24 protein-coding genes and 1 pseudogene are annotated in these 25,191 nt (G+C 72.5%); 15 read left to right on the top strand and 10 right to left on the bottom strand.

What is annotated here, in order from left to right:
* Positions 1 to 10 precede the first annotated feature (10 nt).
* A complete protein-coding gene (alc, locus tag Q5762_RS18665; RefSeq protein ID WP_315893274.1) occupies positions 11 to 1,147 on the bottom strand; it encodes an allantoicase in 1,137 nt (378 codons plus the stop codon).
* An 81-nt stretch (positions 1,148 to 1,228) separates the two neighbouring features.
* On the bottom strand, positions 1,229 to 2,149 hold the full coding sequence (locus Q5762_RS18660) for a LysR family transcriptional regulator (protein WP_315893273.1): 921 nt from the start codon (positions 2,147 to 2,149) through the stop codon (positions 1,229 to 1,231).
* A gap of 94 nt (positions 2,150 to 2,243) precedes the next feature.
* Between Q5762_RS18660 and Q5762_RS18655 the strand changes: the two genes are divergently transcribed.
* Positions 2,244 to 2,633, top strand: coding sequence for a hypothetical protein (locus tag Q5762_RS18655; RefSeq protein WP_315893272.1), 390 nt, complete (start codon positions 2,244 to 2,246; stop codon positions 2,631 to 2,633).
* 14 nt (positions 2,634 to 2,647) lie between these two features.
* Here the strand turns inward: Q5762_RS18655 and Q5762_RS18650 are convergent, their stop codons facing one another.
* Both Q5762_RS18650 and Q5762_RS18645 read right to left on the bottom strand, forming a co-directional pair.
* Entirely contained in the window at positions 2,648 to 3,583 is a 936-nt protein-coding gene (locus Q5762_RS18650) for a DMT family transporter (RefSeq protein WP_399495201.1), read from the bottom strand.
* 26 nt (positions 3,584 to 3,609) lie between these two features.
* Positions 3,610 to 4,071, bottom strand: a complete 462-nt coding sequence (locus Q5762_RS18645; RefSeq protein WP_399495200.1) for an EamA family transporter — start codon at positions 4,069 to 4,071, stop codon at positions 3,610 to 3,612.
* Between the two features lie 26 nt (positions 4,072 to 4,097).
* On the opposite strand from Q5762_RS18645, the pseudogene Q5762_RS18640 reads away from it, so the two are divergent.
* Positions 4,098 to 4,238, top strand: a pseudogene (locus tag Q5762_RS18640) (MarR family transcriptional regulator); the annotation flags it as partial.
* A gap of 87 nt (positions 4,239 to 4,325) precedes the next feature.
* Here the strand turns inward: Q5762_RS18640 and Q5762_RS18635 are convergent.
* The 3 genes from Q5762_RS18635 to Q5762_RS18625 all read right to left on the bottom strand — a co-directional run bounded on the left by Q5762_RS18635 (position 4,326) and on the right by Q5762_RS18625 (position 6,963).
* A complete protein-coding gene (locus tag Q5762_RS18635; protein WP_315893271.1) occupies positions 4,326 to 4,553 on the bottom strand; it encodes a hypothetical protein in 228 nt (75 codons plus the stop codon).
* 20 nt (positions 4,554 to 4,573) lie between these two features.
* Positions 4,574 to 6,679, bottom strand: a complete 2,106-nt coding sequence (gene malQ / locus Q5762_RS18630) for a 4-alpha-glucanotransferase (protein WP_315893270.1) — start codon at positions 6,677 to 6,679, stop codon at positions 4,574 to 4,576.
* 62 nt (positions 6,680 to 6,741) lie between these two features.
* Positions 6,742 to 6,963: a hypothetical protein gene (locus Q5762_RS18625; RefSeq protein ID WP_399495199.1), complete on the bottom strand. Its 222-nt coding sequence runs from the start codon at positions 6,961 to 6,963 to the stop codon at positions 6,742 to 6,744.
* Positions 6,964 to 7,209: 246 nt separating this feature from the next.
* On the opposite strand from Q5762_RS18625, the gene Q5762_RS18620 reads away from it, so the two are divergent.
* A complete protein-coding gene (locus tag Q5762_RS18620) occupies positions 7,210 to 10,275 on the top strand; it encodes a beta-N-acetylglucosaminidase domain-containing protein (protein ID WP_315893269.1) in 3,066 nt (1,021 codons plus the stop codon).
* 83 nt (positions 10,276 to 10,358) lie between these two features.
* Here the strand turns inward: Q5762_RS18620 and Q5762_RS18615 are convergent, their stop codons facing one another.
* Positions 10,359 to 10,922, bottom strand: a complete 564-nt coding sequence (locus tag Q5762_RS18615) for an HNH endonuclease (RefSeq protein ID WP_315893268.1) — start codon at positions 10,920 to 10,922, stop codon at positions 10,359 to 10,361.
* Positions 10,923 to 11,169: 247 nt separating this feature from the next.
* Between Q5762_RS18615 and Q5762_RS18610 the strand changes: the two genes are divergently transcribed.
* The gene (locus Q5762_RS18610) at positions 11,170 to 12,231 is read left to right on the top strand and encodes a mechanosensitive ion channel family protein (RefSeq protein WP_315893267.1); all 1,062 of its coding nucleotides are present in this window, start codon (positions 11,170 to 11,172) and stop codon (positions 12,229 to 12,231) included.
* 66 nt (positions 12,232 to 12,297) lie between these two features.
* Here Q5762_RS18610 and Q5762_RS18605 read toward each other — a convergent pair whose 3' ends face one another.
* Both Q5762_RS18605 and Q5762_RS18600 read right to left on the bottom strand, forming a co-directional pair.
* Positions 12,298 to 12,504 carry a DUF397 domain-containing protein gene (locus tag Q5762_RS18605; protein ID WP_315893266.1) on the bottom strand — a complete coding sequence of 69 codons (207 nt, stop codon included), beginning with the start codon at positions 12,502 to 12,504 and terminating at the stop codon, positions 12,298 to 12,300.
* Complete coding sequence (locus Q5762_RS18600) at positions 12,501 to 13,340, bottom strand: helix-turn-helix transcriptional regulator (protein ID WP_315893265.1); 840 nt, start codon at positions 13,338 to 13,340, stop codon at positions 12,501 to 12,503. Before Q5762_RS18600 ends, Q5762_RS18605 begins: the two co-directional genes overlap by 4 nt.
* Before the next feature lie 94 nt (positions 13,341 to 13,434).
* Here Q5762_RS18600 and Q5762_RS18595 point away from each other — a divergent pair, with 94 nt between their 5' ends.
* The 11 genes from Q5762_RS18595 (at position 13,435) to Q5762_RS18545 (ending at position 25,153) form a co-directional block, all read left to right on the top strand.
* Complete coding sequence (locus Q5762_RS18595; RefSeq protein WP_315893264.1) at positions 13,435 to 13,863, top strand: hypothetical protein; 429 nt, start codon at positions 13,435 to 13,437, stop codon at positions 13,861 to 13,863.
* Positions 13,864 to 13,929: 66 nt separating this feature from the next.
* Positions 13,930 to 14,184, top strand: coding sequence for a hypothetical protein (locus tag Q5762_RS18590; RefSeq protein ID WP_315893263.1), 255 nt, complete (start codon positions 13,930 to 13,932; stop codon positions 14,182 to 14,184).
* Between the two features lie 162 nt (positions 14,185 to 14,346).
* The gene (locus Q5762_RS18585; RefSeq protein ID WP_315893262.1) at positions 14,347 to 15,561 is read left to right on the top strand and encodes an ROK family transcriptional regulator; all 1,215 of its coding nucleotides are present in this window, start codon (positions 14,347 to 14,349) and stop codon (positions 15,559 to 15,561) included.
* Positions 15,562 to 15,634: 73 nt separating this feature from the next.
* Positions 15,635 to 16,972, top strand: a complete 1,338-nt coding sequence (locus Q5762_RS18580) for an ABC transporter substrate-binding protein (protein WP_315893261.1) — start codon at positions 15,635 to 15,637, stop codon at positions 16,970 to 16,972.
* Between the two features lie 18 nt (positions 16,973 to 16,990).
* Positions 16,991 to 17,953, top strand: a complete 963-nt coding sequence (locus Q5762_RS18575) for a sugar ABC transporter permease (RefSeq protein ID WP_315893260.1) — start codon at positions 16,991 to 16,993, stop codon at positions 17,951 to 17,953.
* 2 nt (positions 17,954 to 17,955) lie between these two features.
* Positions 17,956 to 18,867: a carbohydrate ABC transporter permease gene (locus Q5762_RS18570; RefSeq protein ID WP_315893259.1), complete on the top strand. Its 912-nt coding sequence runs from the start codon at positions 17,956 to 17,958 to the stop codon at positions 18,865 to 18,867.
* Between the two features lie 9 nt (positions 18,868 to 18,876).
* A complete protein-coding gene (locus Q5762_RS18565; protein WP_315893258.1) occupies positions 18,877 to 20,142 on the top strand; it encodes a 6-phospho-beta-glucosidase in 1,266 nt (421 codons plus the stop codon).
* On the top strand, positions 20,133 to 21,110 hold the full coding sequence (locus Q5762_RS18560) for a BadF/BadG/BcrA/BcrD ATPase family protein (RefSeq protein WP_315893257.1): 978 nt from the start codon (positions 20,133 to 20,135) through the stop codon (positions 21,108 to 21,110). Before Q5762_RS18565 ends, Q5762_RS18560 begins: the two co-directional genes overlap by 10 nt.
* A gap of 294 nt (positions 21,111 to 21,404) precedes the next feature.
* Complete coding sequence (locus Q5762_RS18555) at positions 21,405 to 22,754, top strand: hypothetical protein (RefSeq protein ID WP_399495203.1); 1,350 nt, start codon at positions 21,405 to 21,407, stop codon at positions 22,752 to 22,754.
* Positions 22,755 to 22,765: 11 nt separating this feature from the next.
* Entirely contained in the window at positions 22,766 to 23,836 is a 1,071-nt protein-coding gene (locus Q5762_RS18550; RefSeq protein ID WP_399495198.1) for a glutamate ABC transporter substrate-binding protein, read from the top strand.
* A gap of 15 nt (positions 23,837 to 23,851) precedes the next feature.
* Positions 23,852 to 25,153, top strand: coding sequence for a hypothetical protein (locus Q5762_RS18545; protein WP_315893256.1), 1,302 nt, complete (start codon positions 23,852 to 23,854; stop codon positions 25,151 to 25,153).
* Positions 25,154 to 25,191 lie beyond the last annotated feature (38 nt).

Below are 25,191 nucleotides of genomic sequence, written 5' to 3'. Positions count from 1 at the left end.
GTCGGCCGGCTCAGCCACCGAGCGCCGCGTACCGCGCGCGGAGGTCGGCCGCGCCCTGCTCCGTCAGCGCGCCGTGCAGCCGCATCCGGGCGACGCCGCCGTCGGGGAAGGCGTCCAGGCGGACGTGGGTGACGACGGCCTGCGCGGGGAGCTTGAAGCGGTGCAGGGTGTCGGGCTGGAGCTTGGTCCGGGGGATGATCTCGAACCACTCGCCCGTCTCGCCGTTACGTCCCTGGAGCGCGATCCAGCCGGCCGAGTTGCCCTTGAGGTACGCGGTGTCGATCTCGACGGCCCGTACGGCGCCCTGGGCGGCGAGCCGGAAGCGGACCCAGTCGTTGGTGCCCCGGACCCGGCGGCGGCGGTTCTCCCAGCCGTCGTCCATCTTGCGGGAGGTGCCCGGCAGGATGATCTGGGTCGGCGAGGAGTAGAACTTGTCCGACGCGTCCTCGTACACGCCTCCGTTGAGTACGGAGACGAGGTCGAGGGTGCCGAGCAGCTCCAGCCACTCGGGGTCCGGCACGACCTCGCCGTGGACGCGCAGCCGCGCGATGCCGCCGTCGGGGTGCTGGCAGACCCGGAGGTGGGTGAAGCGGCGCTCGGCGTCGATCGCGAAGCCGTTCGCGGCGTGGCCGCGGACGGGGGTGGGCGGGACGAGCTCCTCCCACTTCACGTCGTCGGCGAGCAGCTGCTCGGGGCTGGGCGAACCCTCGACGGCGGCGGCCTGGACCGACACCCGCTGCGGGTAGTTGCCGCGGAAGTGGGCGGTGTCGACGATGATGCCGCGGATCACGCCGGGGGCGCCGAGGCGGACGATCGCCCAGTCGTGGTCCTCGGCGGCGGGGAAGACGTTCTCGGCGTCGGCGCCACGGCGGCGGCGGGTCTCCCAGCCGTCCATGATCTTGCCCTTGTGGCCGAAGTGCTCCGGGTCGAAGACGGCGCGCTCGCGGACGAGGAGGTTCTCGCGCTCGGCGAAGAACTCGTCGTTGGCGGCGACGACACCGGCGCCGAGACGGCGGTCGGCCAGGTCGACCAGCTCGGTGAAGGGGAAGTCACCGGTGCGGTAGTCGGCGTACGGGTCGCCGCCACCGTAGGGCGCGGCGTCGTTGGCGTGCGGGTCGGCGTTCGCGGCGTTCTCGTCGAAGCTCATGGATCGAGGGTGCGCCTCGGGCGGGGCCCGGGTCCATCGAATGTTTTCGATGATTACTTTCAGCTGTACTGAACGATGGTGCTACTGAACGGTCTCGCGCTGGACGGCCGCCTGCCGGAGCGCGGCGAGGACGCGGGCGACGGCCGGGCCCTCCTCCGCGCCACGCCGGACCGCCGCGACGACATGGCGGCGCGGCTGGTCGGCGGAGAGGACGCGCATGACGACGCCGCGTTCGCCGCGCCGCTCGGCGGAGGCCATCCGGGGCACGAGGGCGACGCCCATCCCGGCCTCGACCATGGCGAGGATGGTGGTCCAGCCGGCGGCGCTGTGGGCCTGTTCGGGGACGAACCCGGCGGCCTCGCAGGCGGCGGTGGTGATCTCGGACCAGGGTCCGGAGCCGCCGAAGATCCAGGGTTCGGCGGAGAGGTCGGCGAGCCGGAGGCCGGGCGCGTCGGCGAGCGGGTGCCCGGCGGGCAGGGCGACGTCGAGCGGGTCGGCGAGGAGCGGGACCCGGCTGAACTTGGGGTCGCGCGCGGAGGGGGCGTGCGCGGCGAGCGAGAGCGCCAGGTCGACGTCGCCGGTGCCGAGGAGCTCGTACGCCTCCGCCGCCTCGGCCTCGCGGATCTTGACGTCGAGCCCGGGGTGGGCGGTACGGAGCTGCTGCACGGCGGGGACGACCAGGGCGGGCACGGCGGTGGAGAAGGCGGCCACCCGGACCTGCCCTGCCTCGCCGCGCAGATAGCCGTCCAGCTCGGCGTCGGCCCGCTCCAACTGGGCGAAGACGACCTCGGCGTGCCGCAGCACCAGATGCGCGGCATCGGTGAGCCGCACCCGCCGCCCCTGCGCCTCGAGCAACTGCACACCGAGCTGCTTGGCGAGATTGGTGAGCTGCTGCGAGACGGCCGAGGGGGTCATGAGCAACGCCTCCGCGGTCGCGGTGACGGTACCGCGATCACGGAGGGTACGGAGGATCTGCAGCTTCTTGATGTCCCACTCGCTCATGGGGCGCAACCTACCGGGCGGGCGGGCGGATCCATGCTTGAACGCGTTCAAGAAAGACCTTGAACGCGTTCAATTCAGCTGCCGGGATGGGCGCATGACGACCCGCGGCCCCTGGGCCAGACTTGGTGCACTCGGCCTCCTGCCGGCCGACGTCACCGCTCGCTACCTCCTGACGTACGCGGCGGCGTTCGGCGCGCTCGCCCTCTTCCTGGACGAGCCCGGATACGAGTCGTACTGGACGACCGGCCTGAAGGGCGCCCCGAGCATCGCCGTGCCGTCCGTCGTGATCCTCTGGATCTTCGGGCTGGCGAGCCGGCGCACGGGGGTGATGTTCCGGTGGCAGCTCGCCTGGCTGCTCCTGCTGCCGCTGTGGCCCCTGTTGTTCGCGTCGACGCCGGTACCGCTGCTGACCCTGCGCGTGTCCCAGACCCTCTTCGCGGCCGCGCTCACACGCGCACCACTGGTCCCGGCGGACTGGCGCTGATTCACCTGCCGCGCTCAGGCCCTCCGGGCCGAGGCCAGCGCCACGCCGCCCAGGATGAGGGCCATGCAGGCGCCGCCGAGGAGGCCGAGCTGCTCGCCGAGGAGGGCGTACGAGAGGAGGGCCACGCAGACCGGCTGGAGGTAGTAGACGACCCCGGCGCGGGCCGCGCCGATCAGGGCGATGGCCTTGTTCCAGGCGAAGAAGGCGAGGGCCGAGGAGAAGACGCCGACGTAGAGGAGCGGACCGGCCGTGCCGGCCGTGGGCTCGAAGCCGCCCTGCGCGGCGAGGCTGACGCCGTAGGCCGGGAGCAGCATCAGCGCGCCGAGCACGAAGGTGGTGAAGAGGAAGGCCAGGCCGCCGAGTTCGGCCGGGCGGCGCTTCAGCAGGGCGCTGTACGAGGCGAAGCTGACGGCCGCCGCGAGCATCCACAGGTCGCCGGCCGCGAGCCGGGTGGGCAGCGCGCCCTCGCCGACCAGGAGCAGCACGCCGGCGCAGGCGATCAGCATGCCGGTCACCCGGCGGGCGCCGAGCCGGCCGCCGCCGAGCCGTTCGTACCCGGCCATCAGGACCGGGGAGGCGGCCATGATCATGCCCATGTTGCCGGCGGAGGTGGTGAGTCCGGCCTGGTTGACCAGGGTGTTGTAGACGGTGACGCCGAGCAGCGCGGCGAGCGCGACGAAGCCGAGGTGACGGCGGATCAGCGCCCGCTGCCGCCAGGTCTCGCGGACCGCGAAGGGCGCGACGGCGAGGATCGCCACGATCCAGCGCCAGAAGGCGGCCTGGACGGGCGGGACGGAGTCGTGCAGGGCGCGGGAGGCGACGAAGCTGCCGGACCAGACGACCGTGGCGACCAGCGCGAGGAGCAGCCCCACGCCGGCGCCCCGCGCGAGGCGGCGCGGGGCGGCGGAGGTGAGCTGCTCTGCGGTACGGACGCGGTCCAGGAGTGCCACGGTGATCCTTTCGGTCGGTGTGGCGTCTACCGTCGCACCACGGAACCCTCCAGGTCCATCGAAACTTTCTTGGTGTTTTGTTCAGTTGAACTGAACGTTTTACGCGGGGTCAGCTGGCCCACCAGGGTGGCCCCGAAGGCGATCGCCATACCGGCAAGCTGCACCGGCCCGAGTGCCTGCCCGAGCGCCACCCAGCCCACGACGGCCGCGGTGATCGGCGAGAGCGGGCCGAGGAGGGTCACCGAGGAGGCGCTCAGCCGCTCGATCCCGCGGAACCAGAGGAAGTAGGAGATCGCGGTGTTGCCGAGGGCGAGGTAGGCGTAACCGACCAGGTTGGTGGAGTCCAGGGCCGGCGGGGCGCCCTCGACCAGGGCGGCGATCGGCAGGATGACCAGTCCGCCGGCGGTGAGCTGCCACCCGGTGAGCGCCGGCGCGCCCACCCCCTCGGGCCTGCCCCAGCGCTTGGTGAGGACGACGCCGGCCGACATCGAGAGCGCCGACAGGAGCCCGGCGGCGCGGGATGGAGCTGGTGGACCAGGCGGTCGGCGCCGGTCTCGCGCAGCAGCGGGCGGCGCTGGAGGCCGCGCTCACGCCCGAGGAGGCGGAGCAGCTGGCGGGCCTGCTGCGCAGGCTCCTGGCGACGACGGTGGCGTGAAGGGGCCCTGGAGCCCAGGAGACACGCGCGAAGGCGCCGCGCCGGTACTCACGTACCGGTGCGGCGCCTTCGTGCAGCGATGGGGCCTCAGGCCTTCTTGGACTTGTCGAGCACCATCACGAGACCGGCGATCACCAGGAACAGCACGATCGGCGCGGCCACGTACAGACCGAGCGTCTCGACGACGCTCAGCTTGGGGGCCGGGTCGTCACCGTCGTCGCGGGTCAGCGCGAGCGCGGGGGACGACATGAGCAGCATCATCAGCGTCGTACCGGCCGCGACAGCACCGGCGCGCAGGGCGTTCTTCTTGTCCACGGTGCAAACGTAGCGAACACCTAAACCGGCCGCGCGTCCGGGGGTGCCGTACGGACGCCCTCCGGGGATCCGAACACCGCGAGCAGGCGGTGTGCCCGGGGCGAGGCGGCCAGCTCCTCCAGGGTCATCGGCTGGCCCTCCGGGCCGGCCACCGGCAGCCGCCAGTTGGGGTACTGGTCCCAGGTCCCGGGCAGGTTCTGCGGCCGCCGGTCCCCCACCGCGTCCGGCAGCCAGACCCCGACCATCGTGGCCGGCGTCCGCAGCAGGAACCGGTGGACGGCCCTGACCTCGGCCTCCTCGTCGCCCGGCCCCTCCGGGAGCAGCCCGAGCCGCTCCAGGTACGTCAGCCACTCGGCGACCTCCGCCGCGTCCCGGGCGCGCTCGCGCGCCAGGTCGCCGGTGAGCAGCCCGAGCCGGTGGCGCAGGGCGACGTGGTCACCGGAGAGCCGGGCGGCGGTGGACGGGAGGTCGTGAGTGGTGGCGGTGGCCACGCAGTCGGTGCGCCACTCCTCGGGGGCGAGCGGCCGCCCCGTGCCCGACCAGTCCCGTTCGAACCAGAGCACGGAGGTGCCCAGCACCCCGTGCAGCGCGAGCTGTTCGCGGACGCCCGGCTCGACCGTGCCGAGGTCCTCGCCGATGACGACGGCGCCGGCCCGGTGGGCCTCCAGGGCGAGGATCGCGAGCATCGCCTCGGCGTCGTACCGGACGTACGTGCCCTCGGTGGGTTCGCGGCCCTCGGGGACCCACCAGAGCCGGAACAGGCCCATCACATGGTCGATCCGCAGCGCGCCCGCGTGCCGCAGCAGCTCCCGCAGGAGACCGCGGTACGGGGCGTAGCCGGAGGCGGCGAGGGCGTCGGGGCGCCACGGCGGCAGGCCCCAGTCCTGGCCGCGGGAGTTGAAGGCGTCGGGCGGGGCGCCGACCGACATGCCGGCGGCGAAGGCGTCCTGCTGCGCCCAGGCGTCGGAGCCGTCCGGATGGACGCCGACGGCGAGGTCGTGGACGATCCCGACCGCCATCCCGGCCTCCCGCGCGGCCGCGCTCGCGGCGGCCAGCTGGTGGTCGGTCAGCCAGGCGAGCCGGCAGTGGAAGTCGACCCGGGCGGTCAGCTCGTCGTCGGCGCGGACGGCCTCGGCGGCGGTACGGGGATCGCGCAGCTCCTCGGGCCAGCTCCGCCAGTGGTGCCCGTGCCGCTCGGCGAGGGCCTGGTAGGTGGCGTGGTCCTCCAGGGCGCGGCCGCGCTCGGCGAGGAAGTCGCGGTACGCGGCGCGTCTGCCGGGGCCGAGCTCCACCGTCCGTACGAGCTCCAGGGCGCGCCGCTTGACCTCCCACACGGCGTCCCGGTCGATCAACGCGCCCTTGCGCAGCACGCGTTCGCGCAGCTCGGCGGCGTCCGCCCCGATCGCGGCCAGCTCGTCGCGGTACTCCGGGCCCACGAAGCCGTACTCGGGGACGTCCTCGATCCGCAGATGGACGGGGTCGGGGAAGCGGCGGGAGGACGGGCGGTACGGGGAGGGGTCGGTGGGCGCCCCGGGCACGCCCGCGTGCAGCGGGTTGACCTGGACGAAGCCGGCGCCGTGCGTCCGGCCCGCCCAGGTCGCCAGTTCGCGCAGGTCGCCGAGGTCGCCCATGCCCCAGGAGCGGGTGGAGAGCACCGAGTACAGCTGGGCGAGCAGCCCGAAGACCCGCCGCTCGGGCCGGGGCACGCGCGCGGGGGCGACGATCAGGGTGCTCGTACCGCCCCGGGTGCCGGTGTCGGCTCGCCCGTCCGGGGCCAGCACCTCCACCCGGTGGACGCCGAGCGGCAGCCCGTCCCAGTCCTCGCCCTCCACCACCGCGCCCGACTCCGTGGTGACGCGCAGCCGGGTGCCGGGCGGCAGGCCCTCGGGCGGGCGCACCGGGCGGCCGTCCCGGCGGCGCACCAGGGTGGGCGGGAGCAGCCGGGCCTCCTCGGCCCGCCGCGCCGCCGCCAGGGCGGCGGCGACCGCCTCGGGCGTACCGGCGTCGACGTCGAGGGCGGCGAGCACGGCCACGACCGTGGCGTCGGGCACCTGGACGGTGACGCCCGCGGACGGCTCGTACGCGGTGGCGACGCCGTGGACGGCGGCGAGGCGGGCCAGGGTCACTTCACACACTCCAGAGGTCTGGGTCGGTGGGGGACGCGCCCGGTGGCCCGGCGGCCCTGCGGTCAGATGCCTGGGGACTCCGGGCCGCCCGCGGTCCAGGGGGCGGTCGGTTCGCTGGTGAGCGGGGCCGCCGAGGTCAGGGGCGGCTCGCTGGTCAGGGGCGCCGCGTCGGCGAGCGGCGGCTCGCTGGTGAGCGGCAGGGCGTCGGCGAGGGGCGGCTCACTGGTGAGCGGGCCCTGTTTCGGTACCGGTATGTCGGTGCGGTGGGGGGTGGTCACGGTCACGGGGGTCTCCCGGCTTGGTCTCGACAGGTGGAACGAGCAAGCCCTACCCACCGCGCCCTGTTTTACCGGCGGAAGTTGGTGGAGCGACGCCACCTCGCCGAAAGCCCGCCGGGCAAAGCAGACACATCGACCACCCGCATTGACACCCCCGCCGGACGGGTGGTGGGCTCGTGACCCACTCGTGACCCACCGGTAGCCACGCGCGACCCGCACCGGCGGCGTCACCCACAGGAGAGGGGAGTTCCCGTGCACCTCGGGCGCAGGAAGCGGACGGCCCAGGCCGTGGCCGCCGCGGTGATCGGCGGGCTCCTCGGCGGCGGGCTCACCGGCACCGCCCAGGCCGCCCCGGTCTCCCCCGTCACCACCCCCGACGTACCGCGGAGCCCGGCCGAGCCGGCCGTGTGGCCGCGCCCGCAGTCCCTGCGGGCCGCAGGTCCCGCCGTGCCGCTCGGCGACGAGGTGACGCTGCTCGCGGACGCCGACGCCGACCCGTACGCGGTGGCCGCGCTCCGCGAGGTGCTGCGGGCGGCGGGCGTACGGACCGTCCACACGGCCCTGCCGGGCGGCGGGACCGTGCTGCGGGTGGGCTCCGGAGCCGCCCAGGAAGCCCTGCGGGCGCTGCGCGTGGCCGAGCGGGCCGATCTGCCGGCCGGCGGCTACCGGCTCGCGACGGGCCGCTTCCAGGGCCGGGACACCGTCGCCCTGGACGGCGTCGGCACGGACGGGCTCTTCCACGGCGTCCAGACGCTCCGTCAGCTCATCGAAGGGCGGGCGGACGGCGAGGACGGCGGGCGGCGGATCCCCGGGGTCGTCGTCCGCGACTGGCCCGGCACCGCCGTGCGCGGCCTCACGGAGGGCTTCTACGGCCGCCCCTGGAGCCACGAACAGCGGCTCGCCCAGCTCGACTTCATGGGCCGCACCAAGCAGAACCGGTACCTCTACGCGCCCGGCGACGACCCGTACCGCCAGACCCAGTGGCGCGACCCCTACCCCGCCGAACGGCGCGCCGAGTTCCGCGCGCTGGCCGAGCGGGCCCGCGCCAACCATGTGACCCTCGCCTGGGCCGTGGCGCCCGCCCAGTCCATGTGCCTGGCCTCGGACGCCGACGTGAAGGCGCTCACCCGCAAGATCGACGCGATGTGGGCGCTGGGGGTGCGCTCCTTCCAGCTCCAGTTCCAGGACGTCAGCTACAGCGAGTGGCGCTGCTCGCAGGACAAGGACACCTTCGGGCGCGGGCCCGAGGCGGGCGCGACCGCCCACGCGCGCGTGGCGAACGCGGTGGCCCGGCACCTGGCCGACCGGTACCCGGGCGCGGAGCCGCTGACGCTGATGCCGACGGAGTACTACCAGGACGGCGCGACCGCGTACCGCACGGCGCTCGCCGCGGGCCTCGACGGCCGGGTCCAGGTCGCCTGGACCGGTGTGGGCGCCGTGCCGCCCACGATCACCGGGCGCCAACTGGCCGGGGCCCGGGACGCGCTGCGCCACCCGCTGGTCACCATGGACAACTACCCGGTCAACGACTACGCGCAGGACCGTCTCTTCCTCGGCCCCGCCGTGGGCCGCGAGCCGGCCGTCGCGGCCGGCTCGGCCGCGTTCCTCGCCAACGCCATGGAGCAGGCCGCGGTCTCCCGCATCCCGCTCTTCACCGCCGCCGACTACGCCTGGAACCCGCGGGGTTACCGGCCCCAGGAGTCCTGGCGGGCCGCCGTCGACGACCTGGCGGGACCGCACCCGGCCGCCCGCGAGGCGCTGCGCGCACTGGCCGGCAACGACGCCTCGTCGCTCCTCGACCCGGCGGGCGAGTCCGCGTACCTGAAGCCGCTGATGGCCGCGTTCTGGCGCAGCCGTACGTCCCCGGACACGGCGGTACGGGAGAAGGCGGCGCGCGAGCTGCGCGCGGCGTTCACCGTGATGCGGGAGGCCCCCCAGCGGCTTGCCGGGACCGCCGGCGGTGCCCTGGACGACGAGATCGGGCCCTGGCTCGATCAGCTGTCGCGCTACGGCCTCGCGGGCGAGACGGCGGTCGACATGCTGCTCGCCCAGGCCCGCGGCGAGGGCGCGGCGGCCTGGCAGTCCCAGCTGCAGCTGGAGCCGCTGCGGGAGGCGCTGAAGGCGAGCCGGGCGACCGTCGGCGCGGGCGTCCTCGATCCCTTCCTCACGCGCGCGGTGACCGAGGCGGCGGCCTGGACGGGCGCCGACCGCCAGCGCGACGCCGGCCGCTCGGCGGCCCTGGACGTGGACGTCGAGCCCGACGCGTACACCGTCCGGCTCGACCGTTCGCGGCCCGTGGACACGGTGACGGTGATGACGGAACCGGGTTCGGGCGACTCCGCGCGCGTGGAGGCGTACGTCGCCGGCGAAGGCTGGCGTGCGCTCGGCGCGGTCTCGCCGACCGGCTGGACCCAGACGGAGCTGAAGGGGCTGCGCGCGGAGGCGGTCCGGATCGCGTGGGACGGCGCGGGCGGGCAGGGCGCCCCCCGGGTGCGCTCCCTCGTGCCGTGGTTCGCCGACGAGCCGCCCGCCGAACTCGAGCTGGCCCGCGCCACGACGGACGCCGTGATCGGCGGGCCCGCCCAGCGGGTGGACGTCCGGCTGGTGGGCCGCAGCACCGACGAGGTGCGCGGGGCGCTGACGGCGCGGGCGCCGCGGGGCATCCAGGTCCGGCTGCCCAAGGAGGCCCGGATTCCGCGCGGCACGCGCGCGACGGTGCCGCTCCAGGTGTCGGTCGCCCCGGACGTGCCCGCGGGCTCGTACCAGGTGCCGGTCTCCTTCGCGGGCGAGGAGCGGGTGCTGACGGTCCGCGCGTTCCCGCGCACGGCGGGCCCGGACCTGGCGCGCACCGCGACGGCCTCCTCCTCCGGCGACGAGACCCCCGACTTCCCGGCCGTCTCGGCCCTGGACGGCGATCCGGCCACCCGCTGGTCCTCCCAGGCCGAGGACGGCGCCTGGTGGCAGCTGGAGCTGACGAACCCGGCCCGGATAGGGCAGGTGGTCCTGCACTGGCAGGACGCGTACGCCTCCCGGTACCGCGTCCAGGTCTCCGCCGACGGCCGCGTCTGGCGCACGGCGGCGACGGTCGCCGACGGCCGGGGCGGCCGCGAGAGCGTCCGCATGGACGCGGCGGACACCCGCTTCCTGCGGGTCCAGGGCGACGCGCGGGCGACGCGGTACGGCTACTCGCTCTGGTCGGTGGAGACGTACGCGGTGGCCCCGCCGCCCCCGGCGGAGGACGCCGGGCAGCAGGACGGGGCGGACCCGGCGACACCGGCGGACGGGCCCGAGCAGCCGGAACGGATCGGGCAGCCCTAGGAGGGGCGCCTCCGCGAGGCACCCCTCCTACGGCCGGACCGGCCGGGACAGGCCGGGACCGGCCGGGACGACGAAGGCCCGGCTCAACCCGTCTTCACGGCCCCCGTGGGGGCGGTGGAGACGGCGTCGATCCGGGCCATCACGTCGTCCGCGCCGTACGGCTGCAAGTACGGCAGCCAGCGTGGGTCCCGATGTCCGGTCCCGATGATCCGCCAGGCCAGGCCGCTGGGCGGGGCCGGCTGATGGCGCAGCCGCCAGCCCAGGTCGTGCAGGTGGCGGTCGGCCTTGACGTGGTTGCAGCGGCGGCAGGCCGCCACGACGTTCTCCCAGGCGTGCGTGCCCCCGCGGCTGCGCGGAATGACGTGGTCGACGCTGGTTGCGACGCCACCGCAGTACATGCAGCGCCCGCCGTCTCGGGCGAAGAGGGCTCTGCGGGTCAGAGGAACGGGCCCCCGGTAGGGGACCCGCACGAACCGCTTCAGCCGGACCACACTGGGTGCGGGGATGACGCGGGTCTCGCTGTGCAGGAAGGCGCCGGACTCCTCGAGGCAGAGTGCCTTGTTCTCGAGGACGAGGACGAGCGCGCGGCGGAGCGGTACGACGCCGAGGGGCTCGTACGACGCGTTGAGGACCAGGACATGCGGCACGGATGCCTCCTAATACGCCGGCGGCGCGTGGCTCGCGCCGGGACGAACTGCTCTCAGTCTCTCCTCATGCCTGGTCGGAGCGCCACCACGTGCCGGTAACGGGCTTGGAGTGTTCTCGACCACATAGGCATTCGTCCCCTGGTACATCCCCGCGTGAGGTCGGTCTCTCCCTCGAACAGCACCACCGGAGCACACCCGATGCCCCGTTAGTGTGGATGTTCGCGTACACCACGCATGGAGGTCTCACGTGTCCTGGTCCGCCCTGCCGACCGCCGACGATCCGCAGAAGGTTCCCGTCTCCCTCGACGAGGCCGCGGAGAAGGCGACCAACGCCGCGGGCTGGGTGGAGGAGAACTGGTCCACCTGGCTGAACACCGGCCTGCGGATCCTGCTCATCCTGGTCGTCGCCCTGCTGCTGCGGATGGCGATCCGGCGCGCCCTGACCAAGCTGATAGAGCGGATGAACCGCTCCGCGCAGGCCGTGGAGGGCACCGCGCTCGGCGGCCTGCTCGTCAACGCCGAGCGGCGCCGGCAGCGCTCGGAGGCGATCGGCTCCGTGCTCCGCTCGGTCGCGTCGTTCGTGATCCTGGGCACGGCGGGGCTGATGATCCTCGGCGCGTTCCAGATCGATCTGGCGCCGCTGCTCGCCTCCGCGGGTGTGGCCGGTGTGGCGATCGGTTTCGGCGCCCGGAACCTGGTCACGGACTTCCTGTCCGGTGTCTTCATGATCCTGGAGGACCAGTACGGCGTCGGTGACTCGGTCGACGCGGGAGTGGCGTCCGGCGAGGTCATAGAGGTCGGTCTGCGGGTGACGAAGCTGCGGGGCGTCGACGGCGAGATCTGGTACGTCCGCAACGGCGAGATCAAGCGGATCGGCAACCTCAGCCAGGGCTGGGCGACGGCGGCGGTCGACGTGACGGTCCGCCCGACGGAGGACATGGACCGGGTGCGCTCGGTGATCGAGCAGGCCACGGCGTCCATGGCGAAGGACGAGCCGTGGAACGAGCGGCTGTGGGGTCCGGTGGAGATCCTCGGTCTCACCGAGGTGCTCCTCGACTCCATGACGATCCGGGTCTCGGCGAAGACGATGCCGGGCAAGGCGCTGGGCGTCGAGCGCGAGCTGCGGTGGCGGATCAAGCACGGCCTGGACGCGGCCGGCATCCGGATCGTCGGCGGCCTCCCGGCCCAGGCGGAGGACTCCCCGGCGGACCCGACGGCGTCGATGGCGGCCCCCTCGGCCTTCTCCTCGACGACCTCCCCGCAGGGCATGGCGGCGAGCCCCCTGCCGAGGCCGGACCTCAGCAAGTAGCTTCTGGTACGACGAAGGGGCGCCCCGCCGTTTGTCGCGGGGCGCCCCTTCGACGTACGAGCCCGGTCAGCGGCCGAGCCCGCCGCCCTTGACGCTCGCGACGAACGAGGAGAACGCGGCGACGGAGAGGTCCAGGACCGGGCCCTCGGCGTTCTTGGAGTCGCGGACGGGGACGATGCCGCGCGAGGCGGCGAGGTTGGCGGCGACCTCGACGCACTCACCGCCACTGGAGCTGTACGAGGACTTGTACCAACGGGGGGATTCGGACGTCACGACATGCCCTTTCGTGCCTGCTCGATCACGGCCACGGAATCTGCCTGGGAGAGGCATTCGGCCTGCAGTTGATGGTAGGACGTCAAGAGGGACACTACGGCGGTGCGCTCACGGTCCACGTACCCCTGCGTAGGGGTCTCCGTGTACGCGACCATCGAACGGTCCGGCAGCGTGAGCAGGTTGACCGGCAGATCGAACGAGCGGCGCTCGCCTATCTCGTACGGCGCCATCTGAAGCATGCTGTTCGGCAGCTCTGCGAACTCAGCCAGTCGCTCCAACTGTGCGCCCATGACCGCAGCCCCGCCGACCGACCAGCGGATACAGCTCTCGTCCATCACCACGAGCAACATGGGCGGACGGTCCCTCACCAACGCCGCTTGGCGCTCTATGAGGAACGCGACGCGTTCGTCCGCCTGGTGTTGCGTGATGGAGCCGCGCCGCACATCGGCGTCGGCAAGCGCCTGCGCGTAGTCCGGCGTCTGCAACAGCCCTGGAATGATCCCGATATGGAACGACCGGATCTCGACGGCGCGCCCCTCGTATCCGACGTACTCCGGGAAGCCCTCCAGCAGACTTCCGTACCGCATCTCGCTCCACAGGCGCTCGAACGAGTCGGCCGTCCCCGCCGTACCGAAGATCCGATCAAGCTCCCGCGAGAACGGGAGGGTCGGCGGTTTGCGAGCAGTTTCAACTGCCGAGATGTGCTGGCTCGAATAGGTCGTGTGCCCGGCCAGGTCTTCCTGGGTCCAACCTCGACGCTCACGCCACCTGCGCAGATGGGCGCCGAAGGCCGCTCGTGGACTGGACTCGGGATCTAACTCCTTGCGATTGACCACAACTCTTCCTTCGGATCCGCCCAGTTGAAGGGGAATTGACTCTACGCCACGCTGGCGACCCCTGGTAGCCGATTCGCTACAGAGAGGAATTGCCATGCCTGAACCTCCCTTCACCCCCGGCTCGTTCGTCGTGGACACCAGCGAAGGAGCCGTCCGGCTCGGCAGGGTGACCGCCCACGACGGCGGGGCCCTCTACCTGCGCCCGCCGGGCGGCGGCACCGAGTGGATCACGGAGCCGGCGAACCTCAGGCCGCCCACAGAGGGCGAGTGGGCGCGGATCCGGGTGCTCACCACCCCCGTATCGACGACGCACGTCCTCTCCGCCGACCACGGGCTCCGCCCCCGCCCCGAGCCGGTTCCGGGCTGCCCCGCATGCGCGTCCCTGGTGCAGTGGTTCGACCACTACACGGGGACCGGTCCGCAGCACGACGAGTCCGCCGCCGTGGACTGCGTGGTGGAGGTCCGTAACCACCCGCACAGCCCGCCGAAGATGACGATCAAGGAGTTCCCCGCCCCCCGGTGATGTCCGGCAAGACCGTCCGGGGGCGGGGCCTGGTCCCCACCGAAAAGAGACAGGAGACAACAGGTAATGAGCGATCTGTACGAGCGGGAGGTGTCCGGGCCGTTCGCCGCGCTCTGCGGCGGGGGAACGGCCAACGACGGGAACATGGAGAGCTGCATCACGCTCGCCGAGCTGCACGGCGGCGGATACGCCCTCGGGGAGACACTGCGGCTGACCGCCGGGAACGACGTGGTCTACGGGTACTACTCCAAGTCCCAGCAGTACGTCTCGCGGTCGCTCATCGCCTGCCCTCGCGCGGACGGGCAACCATGCCCGTACTGACGCGGTCGCACGGAGCCCCCGCAGGTAACGCTTTGGTTGCCTTCGGGGGCTTCGCGCATGCCCGGGTATTGACGGCCCGGTGACGGCCGCCCTACCGTCCTCCCAACCCAATAGGAAACTTTCCTAACAGTGCATTCCGTAGAGCGAGGCAGGTGCGTCGTGATGGCCGGTACGACCCCAGGTACCCCCGGCACCCCGCGCGTGCTGCGGGCCATGAACGACCGCGCGGCTCTCGATCTGCTCCTGGAGCACGGGGCCCTGTCCCGTACCCGGATCGGCAAGCTCACCGGCCTGTCGAAGCCGACCGCCTCCCAGCTGCTCGCCCGCCTGGAAGCCGCCGGGCTCGTCGTCGCCACCGGTACCACCGAGGGCCGGCCGGGACCCAGCGCGCAGCTGTACGCCGTGAACTCCCGGGCGGCCTTCGCGGCCGGAATCGACGCGAACCCGCACCGGATCCGCGCCGCCGTCGCCGACATCACCGGCACGGTCGTCGGCGAGTTCGAGCTCCGCACTCCCGGCCGCGGGAGCGACGGCGTCGTCCGCCAGGTGACCACCGCCCTCGACGGCGCGGTCAAGGACGCCGGGATCACCCGGGCCGACGTGCACCGGCTCGTCATCGGCACCCCCGGCGCCTTCGACCCGGCCACCGGCCGCCTGCGGTACGCCTCCCACCTGCCCGGCTGGCACTCCCCCACGCTCCTGGAGGAGCTGGCGGCCGTGCTGCCGATGCCGTTCGAGTACGAGAACGACGTCAACCTGGTGGCCGTCGCCGAGCAGCGCCTGGGCGCCGCGCGGGGCCACGAGGACTTCGTGCTGCTGTGGAACGAGGAGGGCCTCGGCGCCGCCCTCGTCCTCGGCGGCCGGCTGCACCGCGGCTTCACCGGCGGCGCCGGCGAGGTCGGCTTCCTGCCCGTGCCCGGCACCCCGCTCGTACGGCAGGTCACCAAGGCCAACTCCGGCGGCTTCCAGGAGCTCGCCGGCGTCCAGTCCGTACCCCGGATCGCCCGCTCGCTCGGCATCGAGACCGCCGATCAGCCCTACGTCCCCACCGCGTCCCGGCTGCTCGGCCACGCGGCCGCCCACCACGGCGACGACCCCCGGTACGCGGCGCTGCTCGACCAGTACGCCGAGCGCCTCGCGACCGGTCTCGCCTCCCTCGTCGCCGTACTCGACCCCGAACTCGTCGTCCTCTCCGGTGATGTGATCGTCGCCGGCGGGGAGCCCCTGCGCGAGCGCGTCCAGGCCGAACTGGCCGAGCTCGCCGCCTCCCGGCCGAGGCTCGTCCTCGCCGACGTCGACCGGCACCCCGTCCTGCGCGGGGCGCTGGAGAGCGCGCTCGCCACCACCCGCGACGAGGTCTTCGACACGTCCCGGTAGGCCACCCGCAGCCCCGTCTCACCCCCGAACCACCCCCGTAGTTCCGCCCCGTCCGCCACAGGGAGACCCCGTCATGCCCGCACGCACGCGCAGAGCCGCCGTCGCGCTCGCCGCCACCGCCTCCGTCGCCCTCCTCGCCTCGGCCTGTACGGGCTCGGCGGACAACAAGGCGAGCGACGACCCGAACGCCAAGACCACGATCACCTTCTGGCACGGCTGGTCGGCGCCCTCCGAGGTCAAGGCGATCCAGGAGAACGTCGCCCGCTTCGAGAAGGCCCACCCGAACATCAAGGTGAAGGTCGTCGGCAACATCAACGACGACAAGCTGAGCCAGGCGCTGCGCGCGGGCGGCTCGAACGGTCCGGACGTGGCGGCCTCCTTCACCACCTCCAACGTCGGCAAGTTCTGCCACTCGGGCGCGTTCGCGGACCTCAAGCCCTTCCTGGAGAAGGACAAGGTGGACCTGGACAAGACCTTCTCGAAGGTCCTGCAGGACTACACCCAGTTCGAGGGCAAGCGCTGCTCGCTGCCGCTGCTCTCCGACGCGTACGGGCTCTACTACAACAAGGACGCCTTCAAGGCGGCCGGCATCACCGCCCCGCCGAAGACCTGGTCGGAGTTCGCGCAGGTCGCGAAGAAGCTGACCAAGGAGAAGGGCGACAGCTACGAACAGCTCGGCTTCATGCCGAACTACCTCGGCTACGAGACCGTCCCCTCCCACTACATGTCGCAGTGGGACCACAGGTACTTCGACGAGAGCGGCAAGTCCAACCTCGCCAAGGACCCCGGCTTCGCCGAGATGCTGACCTACCAGAAGTCGCTGGTCGACGGCCTGGGCGGATTCGCGAAGCTGGACAGGTACCGCACCACCTTCGGTGACGAGTGGGGCGCGAAGCACCCCTTCCACACCGGCCAGGTCGCCATGCAGCTGGACGGCGAGTGGCGGCTGAACTTCATCAAGGACGCCAAGGTCGACTTCGAGGTCGGCGTCGCGCCGCTGCCGGTCGCCGACGACGAGGTGGCCGAGTACGGCAAGGGCTACCTGTCCGGCACGATCATCGGCATCGCGCCGCAGAGCAAGAAGCAGAACGCGGCCTGGGAACTGATCAAGTACATGACGATGGACACCGACGCGGTGGTCGAGTTCGCCAACGGCATCGGCAACGTCCCCTCCACCCTGGAGGCGCTGAAGTCGCCGAAGCTGAAGGTCGACGAGCGCTTCAAGGTCTTCCTGGACATCGCCCAGCACCCGAAGTCCTCGACCTCCGACGGCGCGGTGAACGGCTCCACGTACCAGGACACCTTCCAGGACTTCGCCCAGAAGTACGAGAAGGGCCAGGTCAAGGACCTGAAAAAGGGCCTTGAGGAGACCGCGGCCCAGATCGACCGCGACATCGCCCAGGCGAAGTAAGACCAGGACCGGTACCTCATGTCCTCCGACACCCTCGAAGGGCGTCAGGTGACGCTGCGGTCGAAGCGCGTACGCAACGCGCTTCGCACCGCGGCGTTCATGTCGCCCTGGCTGATCGGCTTCGGCTTCTTCTTCGCGTACCCGCTCGTCTCGACCGTCTACTTCTCACTGATGAAGTACGACGGGCTGAACCCGCCGACCTGGCGGGGCCTGGACAACTGGACGTACGTCTTCTCCGACCTGCCGAAGTTCTGGCCGGCGATGCAGAACACCCTCTGGCTGGCGGTCGTCATGGTCGCCTGCCGGGTGGTCTTCGGCCTCGGCATCGGCATGCTCATCACCAAGATCAAGCTGGCTGCGGGCGTCTTCCGCACCCTCTTCTACCTGCCGTACCTGGCGCCGCCGGTCGCCGCGACGCTGGCCTTCGTCTTCCTGCTCAACCCGGGCACGGGACCGGTCAACTCGCTCCTTGAGGCCGTCGGCATCCCCGCGCCCTCCTGGTTCAACGACACCGCGTGGGCCAAGCCGGCCCTGACCGTCCTCGCCGTGTGGGGCGTCGGGGACCTGATGGTCATCTTCATGGCCGCGCTGCTCGACGTACCGAAGGAGCAGTACGAGGCGGCGGAGCTGGACGGGGCCTCGGCCTGGCAGCGGTTCCGCTACGTCACCCTGCCGAACATCTCGCCGATCGTGCTCTTCGCGGTCGTCACCGGGATCATCGGCGCGATGCAGTACTACACGCAGCCGATCGTGGCGGCGAAGGTGGCGTCCGGTGTGATGGGCGGCTCCGGTCAGACCTTCGAGCCGGGCTACCCGGACGACTCGACGCTGACGCTGCCGCAGCTGGTCTACAACCTCGGCTTCGGCCGCTTCGACTACGGCGCGGCCAGCGTCGTGGCCCTCGTCCTGTTCGCGCTCTCCATGGCCTTCACCGCGCTGCTGATGCGCCGGCGGGGCGGCCTGATCGGCTCGGGTGACTGATCATGACCTCCTCCGTATCCACGCTCGACCGCCCCGGGGGCAGGACCCCCGGCAAGACCTCCCGCGGGGCCGCCGAGAAGACGGCCCGGCGCAAGGCGCTGCTGCACTGGATCGCCGTGCACTCGCTCGGGATAGCCGCGGCGCTGTTCTTCGTGCTGCCGTTCGTCTTCGTCTTCCTGACCTCGCTGATGAGCGACCAGCAGGCGCTGACCCGCGACCTGACGCCGAACAGCTGGCACTGGGACAACTACGTCCGGGTCTTCCAGACCCCGGGCTTCCTGGACTGGTGGAAGAACTCCCTGCTGTACGCCGGGCTCGGCACCGTGCTCGTCGTGGTGTCCTCGATCCCGGTGGCGTACGCGCTCGCCAAGTTCCGCTTCCGGGGCCGGCACCTGTCGCTGCTGCTCGTCATCTCGATGATGATGCTGCCGCCGCAGGTGATCATCATTCCGATGTACCTGTTCTGGGCCAAGCAGATGGACCTCTCCGGCACCTTGTGGCCGCTGATCATTCCGATGGCGTTCGGTGACGCCTTCGCGATCTTCCTGCTGCGCCAGTTCCTGCTGACGATCCCGAACGAGTACATCGAGGCGGCGAAGATCGACGGGTGCGGGGAGTTCCGCACCCTCCTCAGGATCGTGCTCCCGATGGCCAGGCCGGGCATCGCCGCCGTCGCGCTGTTCCAGTTCTTCTACTGCTGGAACGACTACTTCGGACCGCAGATCTACACGTCGGAGAACCCGATGGCGTACACGCTGAGTTACGGCCTGGAGTCCTTCAAGGGCGCGCACCACACCGACTGGAATCTGACCATGGCCGCGACCGTACTGGTCATGGCCCCCGTGATCCTCGTCTTCTTCTTCGCCCAGAAGGCGTTCGTCGAGGGAGTCACACTGACCGGAGTGAAGGGCTAGCTGAACGATATGAAGCTCGCTGTCGTGGGGGGCGGCTCCACCTACACCCCCGAACTGATCGACGGATTCGCGCGGTTGCGCGACACGTTGCCCATCACCGAACTCGTCCTCGTCGACCCGGCCACCGACCGTCTCGAACTGGTCGGCGGGCTCGCCCGGCGGATCTTCGCCAAGCTGGGCCACGACGGGAAGATCGTCACCACCTCCGACCTCGACGCCGGGGTGGAGGGCGCGGACGCCGTCCTGCTCCAGCTGCGGGTCGGCGGGCAGGCCGCCCGGAACCAGGACGAGACGTGGCCGCTCGAGTGCGGCTGCGTCGGCCAGGAGACCACCGGCGCCGGCGGTCTCGCCAAGGCGCTGCGGACCGTGCCGGTGGTCCTGGACATCGCCGAGCGGGTCCGGCGCGCCAACCCGGACGCCTGGATCATCGACTTCACCAACCCGGTCGGCATCGTCACGCGCGCGCTGCTCCAGGCCGGTCACAAGGCCGTGGGTCTGTGCAACGTGGCGATCGGCTTCCAGCGGAAGTTCGCGAAGCTGCTCGACGTGGCCCCGTCCGAGGTCCACCTCGACCACGTCGGGCTCAACCACCTGACCTGGGAGACCGGTGTCCGCCTCGGCGGTCCGGAGGGCGAGAACGTGCTGCCGCGGCTGCTCGCCGCGCACGGCGAGGCCATCGCCGAGGACCTGCACCTGCCGCTCTCGGTGGTGGACCGGCTCGGCGTCGTCCCCTCGTACTACCTGCGCTACTTCTACGCGCACGACGAGGTTGTACGGGAGCTGGGCACCAAGCCCTCGCGGGCGGCCGAGGTCGCGGCGATGGAGAAGGAACTCCTGGAGATGTACGGCGACCCGTCCTTGGACGAGAAGCCGGCCCTGCTCGCCAAGCGCGGCGGCGCCTTCTACTCGGAGGCGGCCGTGGACCTGGCGGCTTCCCTCTTGGGCGGCGGAGGCTCGCCGTACCAGGTGGTGAACACGTACAACAACGGCACACTGCCGTTCCTCGCCGACGACGCCGTCATCGAGGTGCAGGCGGCGGTCGGGCCGAGCGGCCCGGTGCCGCTGTCGGTCGCCCCGCTCGACCCGCTGTTCGCCGGGCTGATCGCGAACGTGACCGCGTACGAGGACCTGGCCCTGGAGGCGGCGCTGCGCGGCGGACGGGACCGGGTGTTCAAGGCGCTGCTCGCGCACCCGCTGGTCGGGCAGCACGCGTACGCCGACGGGCTCACCGACCGGCTGATCGCGCACAACCGGGAGCACCTGGCGTGGGCGTGAACCTTCAGGGCCTGCTCCTGGCGATCGACGCGGGCAACAGCAAGACCGACGTGGCGATCGTGGGGGCGGACGGGACCGTGCTCGGCACGGCGCGCGGCGGGGGGTTCCAGCCGCCCGTGATCGGGGTCGAGCCGGCCCTGGACGGGCTCGCGGAGATCACGGGGCGCGCCGCCGCGGAGGCGGGCCTCCCGCCGGCGTTCGCGCACGTCTCGGCCTGTCTCGCCAACGCCGATCTCCCGGTGGAGGAGGCGGAGTTGGCCACCGCCCTGGAGGCGAGGGGCTGGAGCCGCTCGATCCGCGTGTACAACGACACGTTCGCCATCCTGCGCGCCGGGCTCGACGAGCCGCGCGGGGTCGCGGTGGTGTGCGGGGCGGGCATCAACTGCGTCGGCATGCTGCCGGACGGGCGGACCGCCCGGTTCCCCGCGATCGGGAAGATCTCCGGGGACTGGGGCGGGGGCAGCGGACTGGCCGAGGAGGCGCTCTGGTTCGCGGCCCGCGCGGAGGACGGCCGGGGTGAGGCGACGGCGCTCGCGCGGACGCTGCCCGCGCACTTCGGTCTGGAGACGATGTACGCGCTGATCGAGGCGCTGCACCTGGGGCGGATCCCCTACGAGCGGCGGCACGAGCTGACGCCCGTGCTGTTCCGTACGAGCGCGGAGGGCGACGGGGTCGCCCGGTCGCTGGTCCACCGGCTGGCCGAGGAGGTCGCCGCGCTGTCGACGGTGGCGCTCGGACGGCTCGGGCTGCTGGACGAGCAGGCTCCGGTGATGCTGGGCGGCAGCGTGCTGGCCGCGGGCCATCCGGAACTGGACGTGCGGATCGCCGAACTCCTCGCGGTCAAGGCGCCGAAGGCCGTGATCGGGGTGGTCACGGCTCCGCCGGTGCTCGGCGCGGCGCTCCTCGCCCTTGACGAGGTGGCGGCGGGACCGGAGGCCGCGGCGCGGCTGCGAGGCCACTACGCCTGATGTCCCTCGGGCGAGGTGACGCCGGGGCGCTTCCTTCGCGGGGGCGCCCCGGTCATCGTTCACCGTTCTCGTCGACCGTCGCCACCCACCGCCATCGTTCACTCGTTCGAGTGGGGCGGGGAGTGGAACCGACGGGGGTGGAAAGTCGTATTGATAGCAGGGGATTCGCCCACGCGGGTGGGGCGCGATGGGAACGATAGGAACAAGATCCAGTCATTCCTGGTGTGCGGGTGGGGTCCCTGAGGCCATACTGCTGGCCGGGGACGTCGGACCGAGGGGGAGGCCACGTTGACGTTGACACAGCCGCCGAACGCACCCGCCACCCCGGCGCCCGAAGGCCGGGGGGCCTGGGGCGAGGCCAGGGCGGTGCTGCGCCGTGCCGCCACGACGGAGCCGGGCCGGCTCCAGATCCTCGGGGCCGTACTGGCCCTGCTGGTCGTCGCGTTCGGGGCCGTCACGGCCTACGAGGTGTCCGACCGGTCCTCCTCCGCCGACGACGTGGTGAGCCGCAGCCAGCCGCTGAGCGCCGACGCCGCCGACATCTACCGCTCGCTCGCCGACGCGGACACGGCCGCCGCCAGCGCCTTCCTCTCCACGAAGCGTGACCCCGCGGACCTCCAGAAGCGGTACACGGACGACATCACCACCGCCTCCCGCCTGCTGGTGAAGGCCGCGGCGAGCACCGGCGGCTCGGCGGAGTCGGCCCGCGAGATCACCGTCCTGAACGAACAACTCCCCCTCTACACCGGCCTGGTCGAGCGCGCCCGCGCCGCCAACCGGCAGGGGTTGCCGCTCGGCGGCGCCTATCTGCGGTACGCGAACCAGAAGATGACCACGCAGCTGCTGCCGGCCGCCGAGCGGCTGTACGCGGCGGAGACAGCGCGGCTCCAGCAGGACGACGAGGAGGCCAGGGACTGGCCGTTCATGTCGCTCGCCCTCGGGATCGTCGCCCTCGCCGTCCTGGTCTGGGCCCAGCGCCGTACGTACGCGCGGACGAACCGGGTGTTCAACCAGGGGCTGCTGGCCGCGACCGCCGCCTCCGTGGTCGTCCTGCTCTGGCTGGCGGCGGCGCACACCGTGGCCCGCGCCGGCCTGAGCGACGCCCGCACGGACGGGCAGAACTCCCTCCAGGTCCTCAACACCGCCCGGATCAACTCCCTGAAGGCCCGGGCGAACGAGAACCTGACGCTGGTCGCGCGCGGCGCGGTCCTCACCGACGACGGCAAGAACGACAAGTACGAGACCGACTACGTCAGCAGCATGAAGGCGCTGACGGCCGCGCTCACCCAAGCCGAAGGCCTCGCCGACGACGACGCCGGGCGCACTCCGCTGACCGACGCCTCGACCCGTACCGAGGAGTGGCAGCAGCGCCACAAGGACGCCCGGGAGAAGGACAACGCGGGCAACTACGAGGGCGCGCGGGCCGGCGTCGTGGGTGGCGACGGGTCGACGGGGCAGTCCTTCGACCAGGTCGACGCGGACCTGAAGAAGGCCCTGGACCACGAGCAGCGCGAGTTCACCGAGGCCGCCGAGGGCGGCCGGGGCGCGCTGACCGCCCTCCCGCTGGGCGCGGCGGCACTCGGCATCCTGGGCGCGGCGGGCGCTGTCATGGGGATCAACCGCAGGCTGTCGGAGTACCGGTGAGAGGGGGCGGGATGCGGAACGGCGTCGACGGCGCGAGGAGGCGTGGCCCGGCCGGGCTCGCCGGGCTGCTGAGCGACCGTCCCCTGGCGCGTCCGCGCGGCTGGGGCGGGGTGGCCGCGATGGCGGTGGCCTGCGGGCTGACGGCCTCGCTGACGCTGCTGCCGCTCGCCCGCGGCGGGAGCGGCCCGCCGGCCGCGCACTCCGTGGTCACCGGCCCCGGTGTCGGCACCGGCGTGCAGGTCAGGGCGGACACCTGCCAGAACCCGGAGGCCTCGCTCACCCCGTCCACCGAGGACGGCCCGGCGGTGGCGGCGATCAAGGAGCGCGGCAAGCTCGTCGTCGGCGTCGACCAGAACAGCTTCAACTGGGGGTACTTCAACCCCGAGAGCCGGGAGCTGGAAGGCTTCGACATCACGCTGGCCAAGGCGATCGCCAAGGAGCTGCTGGGCAGCGAGGACGCGATCATCTACCGCACGATCCCGACCAACCAGCGGATCGCGGCCCTGGACTCCGGCAAGGTCGACCTCGTCGTCCGCACGATGACGATCAACTGCAAGCGGATCCAGCAGGTCGCGTTCTCCACCGCCTACTTCCAGGCCGGCCAGCAGGTCCTGGCGGCCAAGGACGACGAGACGATCACCGGGTACGACTCCTCCCTCGCCGGGAAGCGGGTCTGCACGGCCGAGGGCTCCACCGCCTACGAGGCCCTGGAGACCGACTCCTTCGGAGCCACCTTCAAGGACGAGGGCGACGGTACGAAGGAGGACCGGGACCGGTTCACCGTCCCGAACCAGCTGGACTGCCTGGCCCGGCTCCAGATGGGCGAGGTCGACGCCGTCGTCACGGACAACGCGCTGGCGGCGGGACAGGCCGCGCAGGACCCGGCCGTCGAGCTCAAGGGCAAGCCGTTCACCACCGAGTTCTACGGAGTCGCCGCCAAGCTGGGCAACGACGACCTGGTCCGCCGGGTCAACCAGGTCCTGGTCCAGTACCGCCAGAACGGCTGGCAGGCGGCGTACGACCGGTGGCTGAAGGCGGACCTGCCCGGGATATCCGGGCCGCCCGCACCCATGTACAAGTAGAGCGAGAGGTGATCGATGGGCGTCGCGGGCACCCCCGGGCCGGTGATGGACCGGGACGAGGTGGACCGTGCGCTGGCGCGGCTCGACGCGGAGCACAAGGCGATCGAGGACTCGCTGCTCGCGCTCCAGGACCACGCGGGCCGCAGGCTGCTCGAAGGCGCCGAGCTGACCGGGACCACCCGGGACCGCTGGCAGTCCACCGAGCGGTCGATCACCGTGCTCTGGACCTACTTCGACGCGTACACCGGCGCCCTCCACGAAGCCCGTGAGCTGCGGGCCCGGCGGCGCTGGGCCAGCCGCGAGGACCTGGTGGAGCTGACCGAGCGGCTGCGCGGCGAGAGCGTACTCGTCGCGGGCGGGGCGCAGCAGCCCGCCGGGCCGACGGCGGCCGGTCCCGCCCGGCTCTCCGAGCGGTTCAGCCTGGAGGCGCTGGTCGAGCGGATGAACGAGCTGTACGCGTCCTCGCTCGACATGGTCGTGACCGCCGACGCCGTCTGGTCCGCGCTGCCCGCCCGGATAGACCTGCTCGCCGCCGAGCTGGGCCGGACGCGGTCGCTCGCGCACTCCGTCGGCGTCCGGCCCGGAGAGCATCCGGCCGGTGACGAGCTGGAGGCGATCACGGCCGAGCTGACCGCACTGCGCTCCCAGGTCGTCACCGACCCGCTGGCCTTCTGGCGGCCGGCCGCCGGGAGTTCGGCCCCGGGCGGCGGACGGCCGGACACCGAGCGGTACGACCGGGCGGCCCGCGCCCTGGAGGACATCCGGCGGGAGATCGAGGCGGTCCTCGCGGTCCGGCAGGACTCCGAGGAGCGGCTGCTGCGGCTGCGGGACGTCCTCTCGCGCGCCGACCGGACGCTCGCCGAGGCGCGGGTGGCGCGCGGCGAGGTCCTCGCCAAGATCGCCGCCTCCGAGGTGCCGGCCGTCAGCGGCCCGCCGACCGCCCTCCAGGAGCGCCTGGCGACGGCCGCCGAGTACCGCAGGCACGCCCAGTGGCACCGGCTCTCGCCGCTCCTGGAGTCCCTGGAGCAGGAGGCCGAGGACGAACTGCAGCGCGCCCGCGCCTCCTTGACCGCCGTCACCGCGCCGCTCGCGGTCCGCGCCGAGCTGCGCGGCCGGCTCGACGCGTACAAGGCGAAGGTGGCCCGGCTCGGCGCGGCGGAGGATCCGCTGCTGATCGAGCGGTACGACGCGGCGCGCCGGATGCTGTGGAGCGCGCCCTGCGACCTGCGGGTCGCCGGGCAGGCGGTGCTGCGCTACCAGCAGGCGGCGGCCGAGGTGCTGTCCGGTCCGAGAGATGCCAGGGGGAGCCAGTGGTGAGCGGGGAGTCCGTCGTGGGCGGGGAGACCGTCGTGAAC

The sequence above is a fragment of the Streptomyces sp. P9(2023) genome (assembly GCF_032436795.1).
Taxonomy (GTDB): domain Bacteria; phylum Actinomycetota; class Actinomycetes; order Streptomycetales; family Streptomycetaceae; genus Streptomyces.
Note: the sequence above shows the minus strand (reverse complement) of the source record. Positions and strands in the feature narration are given on the sequence as shown.

Excerpts from the sequence above, each read along its gene's own strand:
- Q5762_RS18550 (WP_399495198.1), top strand. The coding sequence starts at position 22,766 with ATGCGGAACGGCGTCGACGGCGCGAGGAGGCGTGGCCCGGCCGGGCTC.
- Q5762_RS18585 (WP_315893262.1), top strand. The coding sequence starts at position 14,347 with ATGGCCGGTACGACCCCAGGTACCCCCGGCACCCCGCGCGTGCTGCGG.
- Q5762_RS18660 (WP_315893273.1), bottom strand. The coding sequence starts at position 2,149 with ATGAGCGAGTGGGACATCAAGAAGCTGCAGATCCTCCGTACCCTCCGT.
- Q5762_RS18565 (WP_315893258.1), top strand. The coding sequence starts at position 18,877 with ATGAAGCTCGCTGTCGTGGGGGGCGGCTCCACCTACACCCCCGAACTG.
- Q5762_RS18645 (WP_399495200.1), bottom strand. The coding sequence starts at position 4,071 with ATGTCGGCCGGCGTCGTCCTCACCAAGCGCTGGGGCAGGCCCGAGGGG.
- Q5762_RS18655 (WP_315893272.1), top strand. The coding sequence starts at position 2,244 with ATGACGACCCGCGGCCCCTGGGCCAGACTTGGTGCACTCGGCCTCCTG.
- Q5762_RS18570 (WP_315893259.1), top strand. The coding sequence starts at position 17,956 with ATGACCTCCTCCGTATCCACGCTCGACCGCCCCGGGGGCAGGACCCCC.
- Q5762_RS18595 (WP_315893264.1), top strand. The coding sequence starts at position 13,435 with ATGCCTGAACCTCCCTTCACCCCCGGCTCGTTCGTCGTGGACACCAGC.
- Q5762_RS18590 (WP_315893263.1), top strand. The coding sequence starts at position 13,930 with ATGAGCGATCTGTACGAGCGGGAGGTGTCCGGGCCGTTCGCCGCGCTC.
- Q5762_RS18545 (WP_315893256.1), top strand. The coding sequence starts at position 23,852 with ATGGGCGTCGCGGGCACCCCCGGGCCGGTGATGGACCGGGACGAGGTG.
- alc (WP_315893274.1), bottom strand. The coding sequence starts at position 1,147 with ATGAGCTTCGACGAGAACGCCGCGAACGCCGACCCGCACGCCAACGAC.
- Q5762_RS18580 (WP_315893261.1), top strand. The coding sequence starts at position 15,635 with ATGCCCGCACGCACGCGCAGAGCCGCCGTCGCGCTCGCCGCCACCGCC.
- Q5762_RS18575 (WP_315893260.1), top strand. The coding sequence starts at position 16,991 with ATGTCCTCCGACACCCTCGAAGGGCGTCAGGTGACGCTGCGGTCGAAG.